Below are 18,756 nucleotides of genomic sequence, written 5' to 3' on the forward strand. Positions count from 1 at the left end.
CCTTCATTTCTCAGTGCCGGGACGCGTGGCGTCCCCGGCGGGATCGGCGTCGGCCGGGTGGCCGCTGCCGGTGGGCCGAGAGCGACGGGCGCCGCGCTCGTTGTCGATGAGGCCGTCGAGCCACCGGACCTCGCGCTCGACCTGCTCCAGGCCGTGGCGCTGCAGCTCGAGGGTGTACTCGTCCATGCGCTCGCGGGTCCGCTGGAACGACTGACGGATCGTCTCCAGCCGCTCCGTGAGCCGGGTGCGCCGACCCTCCAGGATCCGCAGCCGCGTCGCCGGGTCGGTCTGCGCGAAGAACGCGAACCGGACGCCGAAGTTCTCGTCCTCCCAGGCCGCCGGGCCGGACGACGCCAGGATCTGCTGGAACCGTTCCTTGCCGTCGGGGGTCAGCCGGTAGACGATCCGGGCCCGCTTGCCCGACAGGCCGTGCGGCGGAGCGGCGGGGGACTCGGTCCCGGTGATCCACCCGCTCGCCACCAGCCCCTTGAGGCACGGGTACAGCGATCCGTACGACAGCGCGCGGAACGACCCGAGCACGAGGTTGAGCCGCTTGCGCAGCTCGTAGCCGTGCATCGGGGACCGGTCCAGGAGGCCGAGAATCGCCGCCTCGAGGACGTCGGACCGTGCGCGCATCGACCCCGCCCTCCGCCCGCTCGGTCGCTCGTCCGCCGGGTGTGCCCGCGATCGGAGGCGATTCGATGTATCGACCTGATACATCGGGAGGTTAGGTCCGCGGGAGGTGACGGGGCAAGACGCCGCTCCGGGGCGCGGTGGGGCGGCGACGTGGGGATGGTGTGAAGGCCCCCGGGTGGTCCGGTCCCGCCCCCCGGCGGCACCGGACGGTCCCGCATACTGAGGCGGCACGGGTCGACGCGCGCACGTCGCCGCGGCCCCACTCGAGCAGGTCGGCGAAGGGCAGCACGTGGCAGGCGGAGACTCCGGGGGTCGTGGATCGGCACCCCGTGGACGCGTTCGGCGCACCTCGGTGAAGGAGCGCCAGCGAACGGTCGGTCGGCGCCAGGTGCTCGGCTACCCGCAGTGGCGGCGCACCGGGATCCGGCGGTGGCTGCCGTCGTGGCGGCTGGTCCTCGGCTCGCTGCTGACGCTCGGGTTCCTCGGGATCGGGGCGGTGGCGGTCGCCTACGCCATGACGACCATCCCCGAGCCGGACGAGTTCACCCAGGCGCAGACGACGACCGTCTACTACGCCGACGGCGCCACGGTCATGGGGACCTTCGCGACGCAGACGCGCGAGATCGTCGACATCGCCACGCTGCCGGAGCACGTCGGGCACGCCGTCGTCGCCTCCGAGGACCGCACGTTCTACGAGAACGCCGGGATCTCCCCGACCGGCATGACGCGCGCCCTGATCAACAACCTGCGCGGGGGCGCCACCCAGGGCGGGTCGACGATCACCCAGCAGTACGCCGAGCGGTACTACGCCGGCCAGACGACGACGGACTACGTGGGCAAGGCCAAGGAGGCCCTGCTCGCGGTGAAGATCGGCCAGAGCGAGGACAAGGAGGAGGTGCTGGGGAACTACCTCAACACCATCTACCTGGGCCGCGGCACCTACGGCATCCAGGCCGCCTCGCAGGCCTACTTCGGGGTGAACGCGGCGGACCTGACGGTCTCCCAGGCGGCGATGATCGCCGGCATCATCCCGTCGCCGTCGAACTGGGACCCGCTGGTGGACCCCGAGCGGGCCGAGCAGCGCTGGAACCGGGTCCTGGACCTGATGGTCGAGGACGGGTGGATCACCGAGGCGGACCGCGCCGCGCAGGTCTTCCCCGAGACGATCCCGCTGAGCACCGGCCAGACGTACGCCGGCCCGCAGGGCTACCTGCTCGACATGGTCCGGCGCGAGCTGCGCGACCGGGCGTCGTTCACGGACGAGCAGATCGACACCGCGGGCCTGTCCGTGGTGACCACCATCGAGAAGCCGCTGCAGGACGCCGCCGTCACCTCGGCGGCCGCGCTCATGGACGGCACCCTCGCCGGCGAGGCGCCCGCACCCAACCTGCGTGCCAGCATCGTCTCGGTCGACCCGGCCGACGGCGCGATCGTCGCGCTGTACGGCGGCCCCGACTTCATCTCCCAGTCGTTCAACTCCGCGACCCAGGGCGAGGCGCAGGGCGGCTCGACGTTCAAGCCGTTCACGCTGGTCGGCGCGCTGGAGAACGGGATCCCGCTGACCAAGCGCTACCCCGGCTTCAGCCCGATGCCGCTGCCCGGGTGGGAGCGCCCGGGCCTGCGCAACTTCGGCAACCAGAGCTTCGGCAGCATCGACCTCGTGCAGGCGACCGAGGACTCGGTCAACACGGTGTACGCCCAGCTCAACATCGAGATCGGGCCGGAGAAGACGGCCCAGGTCGCCCAGCGTGCCGGCATCACGACCCCGGTCGAGGTCAACGCCGCGAACGTCCTGGGGTCCTCGACGGTGCACCCGCTCGACATGGCGTCGGCGTACGCCACCTTCGCCGCACAGGGGTTCCACTCAACGCCGTTCATCGTGCGCCAGGCGACCTACATCATCGACGACAGCGTCGCCTACCAGGGCGCCGGGGCCCGGGAGCAGGTCTTCAGCCCGGAGGTCGTCGCCGACGCGACCTACGCGATGACCCGGGTGGTCACCAGCGGGTCGGGGTCGCGCTGGGTCGGCCCGCTCGACCGACCCATCGCCGGCAAGACCGGGACGTCGAACGAGAACCGGTCGGCGTGGTTCGTCGGCTTCACGCCCCGCATCTCCACCGCCGTGGGCTTCTACCAGCCGCCGGCGGACGGGACGCCGGGGCAGGAGACCATCACCCCGTTCGGGCGCGGCGTCCGCGAGGTCACCGGCGGCACCTGGCCGTCGGCGCTGTGGGCGCAGTACATGGAGCAGGTCTTCGCGGTGGAGAAGTACGCCCCCGCGGACGAGTTCCCCGAGCGTGCGAACGTCAACCGCCGGAGCGCGACGTCGACCCCCACGCCGACGGCGACCCCGACGCCGACGCCCACCCCCACCGAGACGGCGCCCCCGCAGCCCCAGACGATCGCCGTCCCCGGTGGGCTGGCCGGGCGCACGCGGGCCGACGCCGAGGCCGCGCTGGTCAACGCCGGCCTGACCGCGAACGTGACCGAGCAGCCGTCGGACACGGTCCCGGCCGGCCGGGTCATCAGCGCCGACCCGGCGGGCGAGGTCCCGGCGGGGACCGCGGTGACGCTGGTCGTCTCGTCCGGCCCCGCGGCGCCCCCCGCGACGCCGACGCCGGCCGCGACGACGGGTGCGGCGGCGCCCGCGGTCCCGCCGCCCGGTTGATCGTCGCCGACCGGCCGCCCGGCCGGGAGACCGGGTCGAGGCGCGCACGGGTGTGATCCACCACCCACCCCGCGCGGTCCGGACCGTCGCCGCGACCGGGTATCGTGGTCGGTTGCTGTGCCCGCATCGGTCGGAGTCGCCATCGACGCCGTCCGCGGGCACCGCGACGCAACAGCCCTCCTGCCACGGAGAGACCGTGGCCGCACTAGTCCACAGGAGGTGGGTCCCCACATGCGTCAGTACGAGATCATGATCATCCTCGACCCCGAGATCGAGGAGCGCACCGTCGCCCCCTCGCTCGACAAGTACCTGTCGGTCGTCAAGACCGACGGCGGCACCGTCGACAAGGTCGACATCTGGGGTCGTCGCCGTCTGGCCTACGACATCCAGAAGAAGTCCGAGGGCATCTACGCCGTCATCGACTTCCACGCGGAGCCGGCCACGGCCAAGGAACTCGACCGTCAGCTGGGCCTGAACGAGGCCGTGCTGCGGACCAAGGTCCTGCGCACCGACGCCTGAGCGTCGTCCCGATCCGACACAACCACGTTCACAGGGAGCTGGCATGGCTGGTGAGACCGTCATCACGGTGATCGGGAACCTGACCGGGGACCCGGAGCTGCGCTTCACCCCGTCGGGTGCCGCCGTCGCCAACTTCACCGTGGCCTCGACGCCGCGGACGTTCGACCGCCAGAGCAACGAGTTCAAGGACGGCGACACGCTGTTCATGCGCTGCTCGATCTGGCGCGAGGCTGCCGAGAACGTGGCGGAGTCGCTCACCAAGGGCACCCGGGTGATCGTCACCGGTCGCCTCGTCCAGCGGTCCTACGAGACCCGTGAGGGCGAGAAGCGCACCGTGGTCGAGCTCCAGGTCGACGAGGTCGGCCCGTCGCTGCGCTACGCCAGCGCCAAGGTCACGCGCACGCAGCGCGGCGGCGGCGGTGGTGGCGGCTTCGGCGGCGGTGGTGGCGGTGGCGGATTCGGCGGCGGGTCGTCGTCCGGTCCGGCCGACGACCCGTGGGCCACGCCGGCCCAGGGCGGGTCGTCCGGCGGGTACTCCGACGAGCCGCCGTTCTGATCGGCACCTCGCCTCACCGCTGACGCACCCGCTCGGGCAGCCCAGCACCACTCATCACCCATCCCGGGGCATGGCACCGCCCCGGGCTCCAGGACTTCATCACGAGGAGCACCGCGATGGCCAAGGCCGTTGTCCGCAAGCCCAAGAAGAAGCAGAACCCGCTCAAGGCGGCGAAGATCGACGTCGTCGACTACAAGGACACCGCGCTGCTGCGCAAGTTCGTGTCCGACCGGGGCAAGATCCGTGCGCGCCGGGTGACCGGCGTGTCCGTGCAGGAGCAGCGCGCGATCGCGCGTGCCGTCAAGAACGCGCGCGAGGTGGCACTCCTGCCGTACTCGTCGTCGGCTCGCTGAGAGGGAGGTCGACCATGGCAAAGCTCATCCTGACCCACGAGGTCACCGGCCTCGGCACCCCCGGGGACGTCGTCGAGGTGAAGGACGGGTACGCCCGTAACTTCCTCGTCCCGCGCGGCCTGGCCACGACGTGGTCCAAGGGCGCCGAGAAGCAGGTCACCTCGATCCGCAAGGCCCGCAAGGCCCGCGAGATCGCGACCCTCGACGAGGCGAAGGCGATCCGCGACGCGCTGCAGTCCAAGCCCGTCGTCGTCCGCGCGAAGTCCGGCGAGGCCGGCCGCCTGTTCGGCGCGATCACGACCACCGAGATCGCCGACGCCGTCAAGGCCGCCGGTGCTCCTGAGGTCGACAAGCGCAAGGTCGAGGTCGGTCAGCCGATCAAGGCCCTCGGCGACTACACGGTGCAGGTCCGCCTGCACCCCGAGGTCACCGCGCGCATCGACGTCAAGGTCGTCTCGCTCTGAGGTCCACGTGACCGCGGCACGACACGCCTGAGAAGGACCCGGTCCCCGGTGGGGGCCGGGTCCTTCCGCGTCCCGGGCCGGGCGGTCGACCGGGCACGCGGGGGCGCGGCGGACCTGGCCCCCGCCCGGGACTCAGTCGGACGCGCGATCCTCGGCCAGGACGCCGCAGGACGCGCCGATCCAGCGGGCGTCGCGCCGGTACAGGTCGACGTGGCCGCGCAGCCGGTCGTCGTCGTCCGCGGTGGCGCGTGCCAGCGTCCAGGCCGCGAGGTCCTCCAGCCGGACGACGGCGCCCCGGAGCACCTCTGGGGGCGCCAGGTCGTGGCCGAGGGCGTCGCACAGCACGCGCAGACGCCGCGCGCGGGCGACGCGGTCGAGGCGGAGGCCGTCGTGGTCCGGGTGGGACAGCGGTACCAGGCGGTAGGCGAGGTACGCGAGGTCCCACACCCGCGGACCAGGAGAGGCTGTGTCCCAGTCGATGATCCCGACGAGCCGCCCGCCGTCGAGCACCATGGTGTCCGGTGCCAGGTCGTTGTGGCAGACGACCTCCGCGGGCTCGTGGCCGCGGGGCTGCCAGACGGCGCCGGACCGGTCGAGCCCGCGCGCCGCGTCGTGCAGCGCTGCGGTCCGGCGAGCGGCGGCGGCCAGCACCTCCTCGGCCCCGACCCGGTCCGGGAGCGGGTACTGCGGCACGACGCCGGGCAGGTGCTCGACGCGGTCGGGGCCTTCTCGTCAGACCCCAGCGGCGCCGGCACCCCGGTGCCGCCGTGGGCGCGCAGGTGCGCCAGCAGCGCTGGACGGTGGGGCTCCACGGCCCGGCGGTGCGGCGGACGGTCGACCCCACCCGCACGGCGCCGCCCATGCCGGCTCCCGGCAGGCGCTGCTCGGGCCCGACCGGTGGTCCCGGCTCCGGCCCGGTCCCGCGGCTTCTCACGCGCCGGTGACCATCCAGCGCGAGCCGCGCGCCCGCAGGCCCGTGGCGACCGCGCGCGCCGCCATGAAGACGCCCGCGAACGCGACCCACAGCCACGCCAGCCCCGTGGTCCCCCCGGTCGTCGCGCCCGCCGTCGCATCCGGCGCCCACACCGCGACCGCCCAGGCCGCGGGCGCGTACGCGACCAGGGTGACCATCCCGGCCGCGGCGAGGTACCGGCCGTCGCCGGCGCCGATGAGCACGCCGTCGAGCACGAAGACCCAGCCCGCGACCGGCATGAACAGGGCCGCGACCAGCAGCCCGGCGGTGGCGGCGGACCGGACCGCGGGGTCGTCGGTGAACGCGGCCGGCAGCGCCCAGGCGGAGGCGGCGACCGCGACCCCCAGGACGACGCCGGTGCCCGTGCCCCACTGCAGCGTGCGGTGCAGCACCGCGCGGGTGGCCGTCACGTCGTCGGCGCCGAGCGAGCGCCCGACGAGCGCCTGCGCGGCGATGGCCAGGGCGTCCAGGGCGAACGCGGTCAGGCCCCAGACCGCCGCGACGACCTGGTGCCCGGCGAGCGCCGCGGGTCCCAGGCCCGTGGCGACCACGGCCGTGAGCAGGATCGCGGCGCGCAGGGAGAGCGTGCGCAGCAGCAGCGGCGCACCGGCCCGCGCGCCCGCCACGACGCCGCCCAGGGCCGGGGCCACCGAGGCACCGGCGCTCACCGCACCGCGGACGACCACGACGGTCAGCACGGCCCCCATCGCGAGCTGGGTGAGGGCCGTCCCCAGTCCCGACCCGGCGATGCCCAGGCCGGCGCCCAGCACGAGCGCGACGTTGAGGACGGCGTTGACGACGGCGCCGCCGGCCGCCGTCCACAGGGGGGTGCGGGTGTCCTGCAGGCCGCGCAGCGCGCCGGTGGCCGCGAGGACGAGCAGCATGCCGGGCAGCCCGGGGGCCGACCAGCGCAGGTAGGCGACGGCCTGGCCGGTGACGTCGCCCCGCGCGCCCAGGGCGGTCACCACCCACGGGGCGGTGAGCACGAGGGCCACGGCCAGGACGGTCCCCAGGCCGGCAGCCAGCCACATGCCGTCCACGCCGAGGGTGAGCGCGCCGCGGACGTCCCCGGCACCCAGCCGCCGCGCCACCGCCGCGGTGGTGGCGTAGGCGAGGAAGACGCACAGCCCCACGACGGTGAGCAGCACGGTCGACGCCAGCGCGAGCCCGGCCAGCGGCGCCGTCCCCAGCCGGCCGACGACGGCCGAGTCGACCAGCACGAACAGCGGCTCCGCGACGAGGGCACCGAGCGCCGGGACGGCCAGGGCGAGGATGCGGCGATCGAGTGCGCGGTCGGGGCGTCCACGCCTTGGATCGTCCGCCACACTTTCTCCCGTCCACAGCGTGTGTCCTGCGTCTGCGCCGCTCAGGTGCGCTGTCCGACGGCGCCGTCCACCTTATCCACAGCGCTGTCCACCGCCTGTGCACACAGGCCGCGCGGGGCGTCCACAGCCGGTCCCCAAGCCGGTCAACAGGGCCGTTTGGTGGCCGTCCGCGCACCCCATAGCCTCGCCGAGGCGCGGGGCCGGGGGGCCGGGTCGCGGCGGCACCAGCATGTGGGTGCCCGCCGGTAGAACGTCTGCACGACCCGAACCCGAAGGCTGGAGTGGCATGTCGATCGACGAGCTGGAGCAGGGATACCGGCCGGCGGCCAACGCCGGTGGGTTCGACCGGACCCCTCCGCAGGACGTCGCGGCCGAGCAGAGCGTGCTCGGCGGCATGATGATCTCCAAGGACGCGATCGCGGACGTCGTCGAGCAGCTGCGCGGCACGGACTTCTACCGGCCGGCGCACGAGGTGATCTACGACGCGATCCTCGACCTCTACGGGCGCGGCGAGCCCGCCGACGCGGTGACCGTCTCCGCCGAGCTCGTCAAGCGCGGCGAGATGGGCCGGGTGGGCGGCGCCCCGTACCTGCACACGCTCATCTCGATGGTGCCGACGGCAGCCAACGCCGGGTACTACGCGCGCATCGTGCGCGAGCGGGCCGTGCTGCGCCGGCTCGTGGAGGCCGGGACGCGGATCGTCCAGCTCGGGTACGCGACCGACGGCGGCGACGTCGACGACATCGTCAACAACGCCCAGGCGGAGGTCTACGCGGTCACCGAGCGCCGGACCGCGGAGGACTACCTGCGCCTGGGCGAGGTCATCGGCGGGACCGTCGACGAGATCGAGGCGGCCGGCAACCGCGGCGAGGGCATGATCGGGGTGCCTACGGGCTTCGCCGACCTGGACCGCCTGACGAACGGCCTGCACCCGGGGCAGATGATCGTCCTGGCCGCGCGCCCCGCCATCGGCAAGTCGACGCTCGGCCTGGACATCGCGCGCTCGGCGTCCATCAAGCACGGCCAGACCAGCGTCGTGTTCTCCCTGGAGATGAGCCGCAACGAGATCACGATGCGCCTGCTGTCCGCCGAGGCCCGCATCCACCTGCAGAAGATGCGCAACGGCTCCATGGGCGAGGACGACTGGCAGAAGCTGGCCGGGACGATGGGCAAGATCTCCGAGGCGCCGCTGTTCATCGACGACTCGCCCAACATGTCGCTGATGGAGATCCGCGCCAAGTGCCGGCGGCTCAAGCAGAAGCACGACCTCAAGCTCGTGGTCATCGACTACCTGCAGCTGATGTCCTCGGGCAAGCGGGTCGAGTCCCGCCAGCAGGAGGTCTCGGAGTTCTCCCGTGCCCTCAAGCTGCTCGCCAAGGAGCTCGAGGTCCCCGTCATCGCGATCAGCCAGCTGAACCGTGGCCCCGAGCAGCGCACCGACAAGCGGCCCGCGATGAGCGACCTGCGCGAGTCCGGGTCCATCGAGCAGGACGCCGACATGGTGATCCTCCTGCACCGCGAGGACGCCTACGAGCGTGAGTCGCCGCGCGCGGGCGAGGCGGACCTCATCGTCGCCAAGCACCGCAACGGCCCCACGGACGTCATCACGGTCGCGTTCCAGGGGCACTACTCGCGCTTCGTCGACATGGCGAGCTGACCAGCCCGGACGAGTCGTCTCACGCGGCGCCGGCGGCTGCCGATGAGCACGGCGACCCGGCGGACGCGCCGGAGCCCGACGGACCCCGGGGAGGGACGACGATGAGCAGCGGCCTGCGTGCGCCGACCCCTGCGTCCCGCGGCGCGCTCGTCCCGGTGAGCGAGTTCGGCACGTTCGACGCCCTGGCCGAGGACGCCTACGCCCTGTACATCGACGGGTTCTCCGAGCGCGCCCTGCACCTGTGCCGCACCTGGCTCACGCTCAGCCGCGCTGCCGACGACGTCGTGACGACCCGCTACCTGCAGTACATCGCCGCCATCGCCCTGCAGGACCTCGGCCGCCACGCCGAGGCCGTCGACCAGGCGACCGAGCTGACCACCGACCTCGGCGACGACCCGGACCCGGTGTGGCGCGCCAAGGCGCTGTCGGTCGTGGCGGAGTCGTGCGCCCGCCTCGGTGAGCACGGTCGCGCCATCGCGGCGATGGCGGAGGCCGACTGGCTCGTGACGGCGATGCCCTCCGGCTCCTACGGACGCCTGTCGGCGACCATGGGCGTCGCCCTGGCGATGCGCTCGCTGAACCTGCTCGAGCAGGCCGACGTCCTGCTGCTCGACCTCCAGGGGACCGGGCCGGCCGAGGTGAACGTCCTGCTCTGCCTGGAGTGGGGGCTGCTCAGCGCCTACTGGGGGACCGCCCTGCAGGTCATCGACCGCGAGCGCGAGGCCGCGGTCCACTTCGCGCTGGCGGCGCAGCGCGCCGTGCGCACCCGCCGGATGGCCGCCGACGAGGGGCTCGAGCAGATGGTGGCCCGCGCCGAGGTCCTCGAGGCGTACGCGACGATGAACCTGGGGCTGCTCGACCTCGCCGCCGCCCGTGCCCGGGCCGCCTCGGAGCGGTTCAGCGCGCGCCTGGAGCTCGTCGAGACCTACCTGATGCACCTCGTGCTCGGTCGCGCGGCCGTGGCCGCCGGGCGCCTGGACGAGGCCCGCCACCTGCTCGCCGCCGTGGAGACCCGCGCGACCCAGGCCGGACGTGAGGTGTGGTCGGTCGCCGCCACGGCGGCGCTCGCCGACGTCCACCAGCTGGTCGCCGGCCCGCACGAGGGGCTCGAGCTGTGGCGCGCGGTGGCGCGGACGGCGCTCGACCGCAGCTGGTCCGAGCGCGAGGGACGCTTCGCCGCCCTGCGTGACCGCAACCACCTGCGCGAGCTCGCCGACCGGACGGACCGGATGGGCCGAGCCGTCGTGGAGGACCCCCTCACGGGCCTGGGCAACCGGCGCGTGCTCGACGGTCCCACGGGGGGCACCGCCGAGCTGGTGGCCGCGGTGTTCATCGACGTCGACGACTTCAAGCACGTCAACGACGACTTCTCGCACGCGGTCGGTGACCGGGTGCTGCGCGAGGTCGCCGGGATCCTGCGGCACGTGTCACGGGTGGACGACCAGCTCATCCGGTTCGGCGGGGACGAGTTCCTGGTCCTGTGCCGCGGGAGCGTCGAGGGTGCCGCGGAGCTCGCGCACCGCGTCCACCGCACGGTACGGGGTCACTCGTGGGGTCGGGTGGCGCCGGGCCTGTCGGTCACGGTGTCCGTGGGCGTCGGCCTGCTCGACGGCACCTCGAGCGTCTCCCTGCTCGCGGCCGACGGCGCCCTGCTGTCGGCCAAGCGTGCGGGGCGCGACCGGGTCGTCGTCGACGTCGTCTGATCGCCCGGGTCGTCGGCGGGTCGTCGGCGGCCCCGCGCTACCCCTCGCCCGGCGCCCGGAACTCGGGTGCGAGCTCACCGGCTCCCGGGTCCTGGGTGCCGTCGGGCGGCAGCGGGGCGCCGTCCTCGACCGCCAGCACGTAGCCCTGCGTCTGCTCCGGCGGTGCGCCTGCTGCGTCGTCGGGCAGGACGGTGTCCGGGTCGAGCGTGTGCTGCGGGACCTCCGCCTCGGCGGGGCTGCCCAGCGGGGCCAGGTCCTCGGGTGCGTCGCTCATGTCGGTCCTCTCCCGGTCTCGTGGTCGGCGGGTCAGTGGGTCGTCGGTGGTCGGGTGGTCGTCCGCGGCGGGGGCGTCGTGGGTCGAGCCGGCTGCAGCCGGCTCATCGTGGGCCGACGCCGGCCGGGGCGCACGCGGGGGCTGCCGGCCACCCCACGTCGTCGGTCGTGCGGCGTCCGTCCCCGGGTATCGCCGGCGTGCCGTGCCGTCGCAGCCGTGGCGGCCGTCGTCGGCCCGTTCGCCCCCTCCACGCCCGTCGGCCTCGCCCGGTCGGGCGACACCGCCTCCGCCTGGCGCGGGACATGGGTGGGACAGGGCACGCTTGCCCAGGGTCCGCGGCTGGCGCGGGACGTGGACGAGGCTGGGCAGGCTCGCCCGGAGTCTGCGGTGGGCGCGAGGCGTGGACGGGACAGGGCAGGCTTGCCCGGGGTCCGCGGTGGGTGCGGGACGTGAGGGGGACGCAGGGGATGAGGCCGGTGGCACAGCGGACGACGTGCACGGGGACGGACGGGGCGCCAGGACCGCGACGCCGGACGCCTCGGACCGGCGCGACCGCTCGCACGACCGCCGGCACGATCGTGGGCACCGCGGTCGGGACTACCGTCGCCGGCACCTCCGCCGCCGGTACCTCCGGCGGGACCACTGTCGCCGGCACCTCCGTCGGCGCGCCCTCCGCCGGCGCGACCCGGGGCGCCCGGCCGGTGGCGTGGCTGACGCTGTCGGCGCTGGCCCTGGGCACGCTCGTCGCCTGCACCCCTGACCGTCCGACCCCGGACGCGACCGCCGAGGCCCTCGCGGACGGGCTGGCCGCCTTCGACCTGGGCGACGTCCCGCTCGAGGGCGTTACCGGCGACGACGCGACCGCACAGGTCACCGCCGCGGTCGCGGGGCTGGACCCCTGGCACCCGACCGTGGAGGTCGCCGAGATCGCCGTCGCCGAGGACGGCCTCAGCGCGACCGCGGACCTCGACGTCACCTGGGACGTCGACCCGACCGACAAGGACTGGACCTACACGACCCAGGCGCCGCTGGAGTACGTCGAGCCGGAGGACGGGGACGGACGCTGGCAGGTGCGCTGGTCACCAGCCCTGCTCGCGCCCGGACTCGCCGAGGGGGAGCTCCTCACCGTCCAGCGGACGCCCGCCGAGCGGGGTGTCGTCCTCGGGGCCGGTGGGGAGCCGATCGTGCAGCCCCGCCCGGTCCTGCGCCTGGGCGTCGACAAGACGAAGGTCGACCCGGCCGGCCAGGACGCGTCCGCGCGGGCCTTGGCCGCGATCGCCGGGATCGACCCCGAGGCGTTCGCCGGTCGCGTCGCCGCCGCCGGGCCGAAGGCCTTCGTCGAGGCGATCGTCGTGCGGGACGTGCCGCCGTTCGACGTCGACGTCGAGGCCGCGCGCGGCGTGCCCGGGGTGGGCGTGCTCTCCGACGAGATCCCGCTCGCGCCGACCCGGCAGTTCGCCCGCTCCGTGCTGGGGACCGTGGGCGAGGCGACCGCCGAGATCGTCGAGGCGTCCGAGGGAGCCGTCGCCGCGGGCGACCAGGCGGGGCTCTCCGGGCTGCAGCAGCAGTACGACGCGCTGCTGCGGGGCACGCCGGGGCTGACGATCGCCACGACCGGCGCCCCCGGCGGCGGGACGCGTGACCTGTTCCGCACCGAGGTGGTCCCCGGCACGCCGCTGCAGACGACGCTGGACGTCCGGCTGCAGCAGCTGGCCGAGTCGACCCTGGCCGGCGTCGGTCCGGCCAGCGCGATCGTCGCCGTGCGTCCCTCGAGCGGCGAGGTGCTGGCCGTGGCCAGCGGCCCGGGCGGTGAGGGGTACTCCACCGCGACCCTGGGGAAGTATCCGCCGGGGTCGACCTTCAAGGTGGCGACGTCGCTGGCGCTCGTGCGGGCCGGGATGACGCCGCAGAGCCCGATCGCGTGCCCGCCGACCGTCGGGGCCGACGGGCGGACGTTCCAGAACTACCCCGGCTACCCGGCCGACCAGCTGGGTGACATCACGCTGCAGCGGGCGATCGCCTGGTCGTGCAACACCGCGATGATCGGGGCGCGCGAGACGGTGGGGCAGGCGGCGCTCGCGGACGCCGCGGGCTCGCTCGGGCTCGGTCAGAGCGACGACGTCGGGTTCCCCGCCTTCCTGGGATCCGTGCCGGCCGAGGCCGAGGGCACCGACCACGCCGCCTCGATGATCGGGCAGGGCCGCATCGAGGCGTCGCCGCTGGCGATGGCGGTCATGGCCGCGTCGGTCGCCGCCGGACGGACCGTGCGCCCCGTGCTCGTCGTCACCGGGGACCACGTGCCCGGCGCGACGACCGGGGCGCGCGTCCCCCTCTCGGCCGACGAGGCCGCGACGCTCGCGACCCTCATGCGCGGCGTGGTGACCGAGGGGTCCGCCGGCTTCCTGGCCGACGTCCCCGGCGAGCCGGTCGGCGCCAAGAGCGGCACCGCGCAGTACGGGACGCAGGACCCGCCCCGGAACCACGCGTGGATGATCGCGGTGCAGGGCGACCTCGCGGTGTCGGTCTTCGTGGAGGACGGCGACCTGGGGACCACCACCGCCGGGCCGCTGCTGGACGCGTTCCTCCGCGGTGCGGCCGCCTGACCGCCGGTGCGCCACCGATGCGCCCGTCGGCCGTAGGGTCACGCCGTGAGCAGCCGATGATCCGCCGTGCCCTGGCCCGCGCCTACTGGACCGTGAGCCCGTGGACCCACCGGTCGCAGCCGATCCCCCCGGACGGCACGGGCATCCTCGTCGGCGCCCCGCACACCTCCAACTGGGACTTCGTGCTCATGCTGGCGGTGACGTGGGAGCTCGGCCTGCACAGCCGGTTCCTGGGCAAGCGCTCGCTGTTCGCCGGCCCGATGGGCCCGCTCATGCGCGCGCTCGGCGGCATCCCGGTCGACCGCACCAACCCCGTCGGGCTCGTCGACGAGGTGGTCGCGCGGGTCAGGGCCGGGGAGCGGTTCTACCTCGTCGTGACCCCGGAGGGCACCCGGGGGAAGGCCGAGTACTGGAAGTCCGGGTTCTACCGGATCGCCCGCGACACCGGCCTGCCGATCACCCTCGGCTACGTCGACCGCCGGACGATGACGGCCGGCCTCGGTCCCACGCTTCGGCCCTCCGGGGACGTCGCCGCCGACATGGACCGGATCCGCGCCTTCTACGCCGACAAGTCCGGCATCCACCCGCAGGACGGCACCGAGCCGCGCCTGCGCGAGGAGGGCCAGCACCCGTCGGTGTGACCCGCGGGTGACCGCGGACGCGTCGCGGCCGCCGGGCCACCGGGACATGCTGGACGCCGGACCGACGGGCGGAGGAGCAGGTGGCGAAGAAGGTGGCACGGGCGGCGGTGGCCGCCTCGAGCCGGTGGACGGACCCCGACGGCATCCGCATGCCGGCCGGCGAGGTGCACGCCTGGGAGCGGGGGACCAACCAGACGGTCTGCGGGCTGCCGCTCAGCCGTGCCGAGCTGCAGAGGTTCCCGCACGTGGACTGGCAGGACGTGCAGCCGGCCACGGGCCGGCACGCCGACGAGGTCGGACGGGTGTGCCCGCGCTGCGCGGCGGGGATGGGCGCGCGCCGGGACGAGCGCCCCTGGACGCGCCGGGACCCGCGGCCCTGACGCGCCCGGGTCGTCAGCCGATGCCGAGCCCGTAGCCCACGAGCATGACGATGACGAGCGCCACGACGGCGAAGATGCCGACGTAGACGGCCTTGTTCGCACCCGAGGACGGGAGCTTGGGCTCACGGAAGGTGTTGCCGGAGGTGCTGGCCTCTCCCGGAGGGGTGTCGCCCGGGTTGACGCCGTTGCCCGGCTCCAGACCGGGGGTGTTCTCCGGGTCGGGGTCGGTGGGCAGGTTGCCGGGCTTGTCGCTGGGCTGGCTGGTCATCCGTCCACGCTAACCGCGCACCGGGGGGCCGCAAGCGGTGGCCGGGCACCGGACCGCTCAGGGCGCCGGCAGGTACCGGTCCAGGAACTCGTTGCGGAACTTCCCGCCCGGGTCCATCGACGCGGCGAGCGCAGCGAAGTCGTCCGCGCGCGGGTACTGCGCCCGGACCGCGCCGGGGTCGATCGTGAAGACCTTGCCCCAGTGCGGCCGCGGCCCGAACGGGGCGAGCAGGTCCTCCACCTCGGGCAGGACAGCGCCGACGCCGGTGGGGTCCTTCTGCCACGTGAAGTGCAGGGCCACCGAGTCGCGCTCGTGGCTCCCGCTCAGCCACAGGTCGTCGGCCCGGACCGTGCGGATCTCCGAGACGTGCAGGACGCGGGCGATCCGGTCCCGGATCGGCGCGAGCGCAGCCATCGCCGCCGCCGCGTGCTCCGCCGGGACGAAGTACTCCGACTGGATCTCGTCGCCGCTGCTGGGCGTGAACTCCATCCGGAAGTGCGGCAGCCGCTCGTTCCACGGGCCGACGACGCCCTGCTGCGGCGTGCAGTTCTCCGTCGGCATGCCGGGCAGCGGGTGCCGCGGCCCGTCGGCGAGCCGCGCCCCTCGCCACGTCGGGGGGTAGTCACCGGCGGCGTCGTCGGGGAGGTCACCGGGCTGCCCTTCCCGGCGCCCGGCCGACGACGGGCGCACGGCCCGCTTGAGCCACACCTGGTCGACGCCCGGCGACCTCCACCGCGTGAACAGGCTGACGCTGTAGCCGCCCGCGAGGACCTCGCCGAACGTGCCGTCGACGAGCTGCTCGGGCGGCAGCCCCTCGTAGACGACCTGCCGCACGTCGTAGGTCGGCACGAGGTCCAGCGTCAGGTCCACGACGACGCCGAGGGCACCGAGGGCGACGACCACGCCGGGGAACCGCTCCGGGTCGTCGTCGCGGGACAGCGTGACCAGGTCGCCGTCGGCGGTCACCAGCCGCAGCGCCCGGACCGACGAGGCGAGGTTGCCGTTGCCGACGCCCGACCCGTGCGTCCCGGTGGCGCAGGCGCCGCCCACGCTGATGTGCGGGAGGGAGCCCATGTTGCGCAGCGCCAGGCCGGCGTCCTGCACGGCGGTCGCCAGCGCGCCGTAGCGCACGCCCGCCGCGACGGTGACGGTCGAGGCCGCCCGGTCGACGTCCACCACCGGCGGCATCGAGGCGAGGGACACCAGGTCCGCCGTGGTGTCGGCGACCTCGTTGAACGAGTGGCGGGTGCCCAGCGCGCGGATGCGCGGCGACCGGGCCACCAGGGCCTGCAGCTCCTGGACCGACGTGGGGGCGTGGACCCGGCGGGCGCGGTACGCGACCGTGCCGGACCAGTTGGTCGGCTGCGTCCGCGTCGTCACGCGGGTCCGCCCTTCGTCCGCTGCGGGGTGAGGTGCTCCACCCGCGGTGGGCGGGACAGCAGCGGGTCCTTCCGCGCGTGGAAGGCGACGACGTGCGCCGCCGCCTCGTGGGCCGCGAACGCGTCGTCGTCGGCGTAGACCTCGTAGAACACCCGCGCGAGCGGCTCCCCGTGCACGGCGTGGGTGGCGTAGACCAGCGTCCCGGGCTCGTGCGCGGTGATCGCCACCACCGCCTCCTCGGTCAGCTCGTCGAACCGCCGGGCCGCGTCGGCGTCCTGGATGTCGAACCGCACCACGAGTGCTCGCATCGCGTCAGCATGGTCGGTGCCCGTCGTGGCGGCCAGCAGGCACGCCCGGGCCGTCGCCCGGTCCGGACCCGGCACCGGACGTCAACCGGTTGCCCCGGGCGAGGGCCGGTGCCACCGTGGGGCCGACCCCGACGAGAGGACACCGCGTGAGCACGCGCACCGTGGACGCCGTGGTGATCGGCGCCGGCCCCAACGGCCTCGTCGCGGCGAACGCCCTGGTCGACGCCGGGTGGGAGGTCCTCGTCCTGGAGGCGCAGGACACCGTCGGGGGAGCGGTCCGGACCGCCGAGGTGACCGCCCCGGGGTTCCGCAACGACCTGTTCAGCGCCTTCTACCCGCTGGCGGCGGCGTCCCCGGTGATCCGCGGCCTGGAGCTGGAGCAGCACGGGCTGCACTGGCTGCGCGCGCCCGACGTCCTCGCCCACGCGCTGGACGACGGCCGTGCGGCGGTGCTGCACCACGACCCGGCGGAGACCGCCGCCGGGCTGGACGAGTTCGCCGGGGGCGACGGGGACGCCTGGCTGGAGCTCGTGCGCGGCTGGCAGCGGATCCGCGACCCCCTGCTGGACGCCCTGTTCACCCCGTTCCCGCCGGTGCGGTCCGGGGTCCGGCTGCTGGCGCGGTCCGGGGTGGCCGGGTCGCTGGACCTCGCGCGGCTGGCGGTGACGCCGGTGCGCCGCCTGGGGCACGAGCGGTTCCGCGGCGAGGGGGGACCGCTGCTGCTGACCGGCAACGCGATGCACGCCGACGTCCCGCCCGACGCCGCCGGCAGCGGGGTGTTCGGCTGGCTGCTGGCCATGCTCGGGCAGGACGTCGGCTTCCCCGTCCCGCAGGGCGGTGCCGGACAGCTCGCCGCCGCGCTCGCGGCCCGCGTCGTGGCCGGGGGCGGTGACATCGAGACCGGCACCCGGGTCGAGGCGGTCGAGGTCGTCGGCGGTCGCGCGGTGGGCGTCCGCACGCAGGACGGGTCCCGCGTGCGGGCGCGGCACGGGGTGCTCGCCGACGTCACGGCGCCGGCGCTGTTCCGCGACCTGGTCGGCCTGGCCCGTCTGCCGCACCGGATGCGCCGCGACCTGGACCGGTTCCAGTGGGACCACCCGACCTTCAAGGTGAACTGGGCCGTCGGCCGGCCCATCCCGTGGACCGCCCCGGGGGCCCGCGGGGCCGGGACCGTCCACCTGGGGGTCGACCTGGACGGGTTCGTGGACACCTCGGCGGACCTGTCGGTCGGGCGGGTGCCGGAGCGGCCGTTCATGCTCTTCGGCCAGATGACCACGTCGGACCCGTCCCGGTCCCCGGCCGGGACCGAGTCGGCGTGGGCGTACACGCACGTGCCGCACGGCACGGTGTGGTCCGACGACGCCGTCGCCGCGCACGTCGAGCGCATCGAGGCGGCCGTCGAGCGGGTCGCGCCCGGCTTCCGTGACGCGGTGGTCGCCCGCAGCATCCAGAGGCCGGGCGACCTGGAGGCGGCCAACGAGAGCCTGCGGGGCGGTGCGGTCAACGGCGGGACGTCGGCGATCCACCAGCAGCTGTTCTTCCGCCCGGTCCCGGGGCTGGGGCGTCCGGAGACGCCGGTGCCGGGCCTGTTCCTCGCGTCCGCGTCCGCGCACCCGGGCGGCGGCGTCCACGGGGCCTGCGGGTGGAACGCCGCCCGCGCGGCCCTGGGTGCCGCGGGGCGGACGGGCGCGGTGCGCCGCGCGCTCACCCGGACCGCCTGGGAGCGGGTCCTCGGGGGCGGGTAGGCCACCGCGTCCTGCGGCCTGACCAGGGGCGTCACAGCGCGGCCTGGCCGGGGGCGTCACCACGCGGCCTGGCCCAGCCCAGGAGCGTCACGGCGCGCTCCCCGGCGAGGTCCGCGCGGCCTGCGTCGCGGCGCCCGCGCGGGTGACGCCAGGTGGGGGAAGTGTGTCCGTCCGCCGGAGATCCCTGCACACCCGCACCGTCTCGCTGCCTATCGAATCTCGATGTGTTTCGGTTGACCGTCGGCACGACACAGCTCCGGGGCGCCCGCTCGTCGGGGCGTCCCGTGGCCGACCCGACCGAGG

18 protein-coding genes are annotated in these 18,756 nt (G+C 74.8%); 11 read left to right on the top strand and 7 right to left on the bottom strand.

Annotated elements, in window-relative coordinates:
* Nucleotides 1–3 precede the first annotated feature (3 nt).
* Entirely contained in the window at nucleotides 4–636 is a 633-nt protein-coding gene (locus tag CAE01nite_RS01085) for a PadR family transcriptional regulator (RefSeq protein WP_146898672.1), read from the bottom strand.
* A 352-nt stretch (nucleotides 637–988) separates the two neighbouring features.
* Here CAE01nite_RS01085 and CAE01nite_RS01090 point away from each other — a divergent pair, with 352 nt between their 5' ends.
* The 5 genes from CAE01nite_RS01090 to rplI all read left to right on the top strand — a co-directional run bounded on the left by CAE01nite_RS01090 (nucleotide 989) and on the right by rplI (nucleotide 5,196).
* On the top strand, nucleotides 989–3,304 hold the full coding sequence (locus CAE01nite_RS01090) for a penicillin-binding protein (RefSeq protein ID WP_146898675.1): 2,316 nt from the start codon (nucleotides 989–991) through the stop codon (nucleotides 3,302–3,304).
* Between the two features lie 231 nt (nucleotides 3,305–3,535).
* Entirely contained in the window at nucleotides 3,536–3,823 is a 288-nt protein-coding gene (gene rpsF / locus CAE01nite_RS01095; RefSeq protein WP_146898677.1) for a 30S ribosomal protein S6, read from the top strand.
* Between the two features lie 43 nt (nucleotides 3,824–3,866).
* A complete protein-coding gene (locus CAE01nite_RS01100) occupies nucleotides 3,867–4,379 on the top strand; it encodes a single-stranded DNA-binding protein (RefSeq protein WP_146898680.1) in 513 nt (170 codons plus the stop codon).
* Nucleotides 4,380–4,495: 116 nt separating this feature from the next.
* Complete coding sequence (gene rpsR / locus CAE01nite_RS01105; protein WP_146898683.1) at nucleotides 4,496–4,732, top strand: 30S ribosomal protein S18; 237 nt, start codon at nucleotides 4,496–4,498, stop codon at nucleotides 4,730–4,732.
* A 14-nt stretch (nucleotides 4,733–4,746) separates the two neighbouring features.
* The gene (rplI, locus tag CAE01nite_RS01110; protein WP_146898686.1) at nucleotides 4,747–5,196 is read left to right on the top strand and encodes a 50S ribosomal protein L9; all 450 of its coding nucleotides are present in this window, start codon (nucleotides 4,747–4,749) and stop codon (nucleotides 5,194–5,196) included.
* Between the two features lie 132 nt (nucleotides 5,197–5,328).
* Here rplI and CAE01nite_RS01115 read toward each other — a convergent pair whose 3' ends face one another.
* Entirely contained in the window at nucleotides 5,329–5,889 is a 561-nt protein-coding gene (locus CAE01nite_RS01115; RefSeq protein WP_186816358.1) for a phosphotransferase, read from the bottom strand.
* A gap of 237 nt (nucleotides 5,890–6,126) precedes the next feature.
* Nucleotides 6,127–7,494, bottom strand: a complete 1,368-nt coding sequence (locus CAE01nite_RS01120) for an MATE family efflux transporter (protein WP_246130928.1) — start codon at nucleotides 7,492–7,494, stop codon at nucleotides 6,127–6,129.
* A 286-nt stretch (nucleotides 7,495–7,780) separates the two neighbouring features.
* On the opposite strand from CAE01nite_RS01120, the gene dnaB reads away from it, so the two are divergent.
* Entirely contained in the window at nucleotides 7,781–9,151 is a 1,371-nt protein-coding gene (gene dnaB, locus CAE01nite_RS01125; RefSeq protein WP_146898694.1) for a replicative DNA helicase, read from the top strand.
* Nucleotides 9,152–9,252: 101 nt separating this feature from the next.
* Complete coding sequence (locus CAE01nite_RS01130) at nucleotides 9,253–10,854, top strand: GGDEF domain-containing protein (RefSeq protein WP_146898697.1); 1,602 nt, start codon at nucleotides 9,253–9,255, stop codon at nucleotides 10,852–10,854.
* Between the two features lie 37 nt (nucleotides 10,855–10,891).
* Here CAE01nite_RS01130 and CAE01nite_RS01135 read toward each other — a convergent pair whose 3' ends face one another.
* Nucleotides 10,892–11,128: a hypothetical protein gene (locus CAE01nite_RS01135; protein ID WP_146898700.1), complete on the bottom strand. Its 237-nt coding sequence runs from the start codon at nucleotides 11,126–11,128 to the stop codon at nucleotides 10,892–10,894.
* 701 nt (nucleotides 11,129–11,829) lie between these two features.
* On the opposite strand from CAE01nite_RS01135, the gene CAE01nite_RS01140 reads away from it, so the two are divergent.
* The 3 genes from CAE01nite_RS01140 to CAE01nite_RS01150 all read left to right on the top strand — a co-directional run bounded on the left by CAE01nite_RS01140 (nucleotide 11,830) and on the right by CAE01nite_RS01150 (nucleotide 14,752).
* The gene (locus tag CAE01nite_RS01140; RefSeq protein ID WP_246130929.1) at nucleotides 11,830–13,731 is read left to right on the top strand and encodes a penicillin-binding transpeptidase domain-containing protein; all 1,902 of its coding nucleotides are present in this window, start codon (nucleotides 11,830–11,832) and stop codon (nucleotides 13,729–13,731) included.
* 56 nt (nucleotides 13,732–13,787) lie between these two features.
* Complete coding sequence (locus CAE01nite_RS01145) at nucleotides 13,788–14,372, top strand: 1-acyl-sn-glycerol-3-phosphate acyltransferase (RefSeq protein WP_146898706.1); 585 nt, start codon at nucleotides 13,788–13,790, stop codon at nucleotides 14,370–14,372.
* Nucleotides 14,373–14,452: 80 nt separating this feature from the next.
* On the top strand, nucleotides 14,453–14,752 hold the full coding sequence (locus CAE01nite_RS01150) for a hypothetical protein (protein ID WP_146898709.1): 300 nt from the start codon (nucleotides 14,453–14,455) through the stop codon (nucleotides 14,750–14,752).
* 13 nt (nucleotides 14,753–14,765) lie between these two features.
* Here the strand turns inward: CAE01nite_RS01150 and CAE01nite_RS01155 are convergent, their stop codons facing one another.
* The 3 genes from CAE01nite_RS01155 to CAE01nite_RS01165 are packed head-to-tail and all read right to left on the bottom strand — an operon-like array spanning nucleotide 14,766 to nucleotide 16,708.
* Nucleotides 14,766–15,020 (bottom strand): DUF6480 family protein, encoded by a 255-nt coding sequence (locus CAE01nite_RS01155; RefSeq protein WP_146898712.1) that lies wholly within the window; start codon nucleotides 15,018–15,020, stop codon nucleotides 14,766–14,768.
* A gap of 57 nt (nucleotides 15,021–15,077) precedes the next feature.
* A complete protein-coding gene (locus CAE01nite_RS01160; protein WP_146898715.1) occupies nucleotides 15,078–16,400 on the bottom strand; it encodes an FAD-binding protein in 1,323 nt (440 codons plus the stop codon).
* Nucleotides 16,397–16,708, bottom strand: a complete 312-nt coding sequence (locus CAE01nite_RS01165) for an antibiotic biosynthesis monooxygenase (protein ID WP_146898718.1) — start codon at nucleotides 16,706–16,708, stop codon at nucleotides 16,397–16,399. The genes CAE01nite_RS01160 and CAE01nite_RS01165 overlap by 4 nt, the downstream gene beginning before the upstream one ends.
* Nucleotides 16,709–16,854: 146 nt before the next feature.
* Here CAE01nite_RS01165 and CAE01nite_RS01170 point away from each other — a divergent pair, with 146 nt between their 5' ends.
* Nucleotides 16,855–18,453 carry a phytoene desaturase family protein gene (locus CAE01nite_RS01170; protein ID WP_146898721.1) on the top strand — a complete coding sequence of 533 codons (1,599 nt, stop codon included), beginning with the start codon at nucleotides 16,855–16,857 and terminating at the stop codon, nucleotides 18,451–18,453.
* Nucleotides 18,454–18,756 lie beyond the last annotated feature (303 nt).

Source organism: Cellulomonas aerilata (assembly GCF_007991755.1).
Lineage (GTDB): Bacteria > Actinomycetota > Actinomycetes > Actinomycetales > Cellulomonadaceae > Pengzhenrongella > Pengzhenrongella aerilata.

What these genes read in the sequence shown, in the direction of transcription:
- CAE01nite_RS01085 (WP_146898672.1), bottom strand. Translation starts at nt 636, where the DNA reads ATGCGCGCACGGTCCGACGTCCTCGAGGCGGCGATTCTCGGCCTCCTG.
- rpsF (WP_146898677.1), top strand. Translation starts at nt 3,536, where the DNA reads ATGCGTCAGTACGAGATCATGATCATCCTCGACCCCGAGATCGAGGAG.
- CAE01nite_RS01100 (WP_146898680.1), top strand. Translation starts at nt 3,867, where the DNA reads ATGGCTGGTGAGACCGTCATCACGGTGATCGGGAACCTGACCGGGGAC.
- rpsR (WP_146898683.1), top strand. Translation starts at nt 4,496, where the DNA reads ATGGCCAAGGCCGTTGTCCGCAAGCCCAAGAAGAAGCAGAACCCGCTC.
- rplI (WP_146898686.1), top strand. Translation starts at nt 4,747, where the DNA reads ATGGCAAAGCTCATCCTGACCCACGAGGTCACCGGCCTCGGCACCCCC.
- dnaB (WP_146898694.1), top strand. Translation starts at nt 7,781, where the DNA reads ATGTCGATCGACGAGCTGGAGCAGGGATACCGGCCGGCGGCCAACGCC.
- CAE01nite_RS01130 (WP_146898697.1), top strand. Translation starts at nt 9,253, where the DNA reads ATGAGCAGCGGCCTGCGTGCGCCGACCCCTGCGTCCCGCGGCGCGCTC.
- CAE01nite_RS01135 (WP_146898700.1), bottom strand. Translation starts at nt 11,128, where the DNA reads ATGAGCGACGCACCCGAGGACCTGGCCCCGCTGGGCAGCCCCGCCGAG.
- CAE01nite_RS01145 (WP_146898706.1), top strand. Translation starts at nt 13,788, where the DNA reads ATGATCCGCCGTGCCCTGGCCCGCGCCTACTGGACCGTGAGCCCGTGG.
- CAE01nite_RS01155 (WP_146898712.1), bottom strand. Translation starts at nt 15,020, where the DNA reads ATGACCAGCCAGCCCAGCGACAAGCCCGGCAACCTGCCCACCGACCCC.
- CAE01nite_RS01165 (WP_146898718.1), bottom strand. Translation starts at nt 16,708, where the DNA reads ATGCGAGCACTCGTGGTGCGGTTCGACATCCAGGACGCCGACGCGGCC.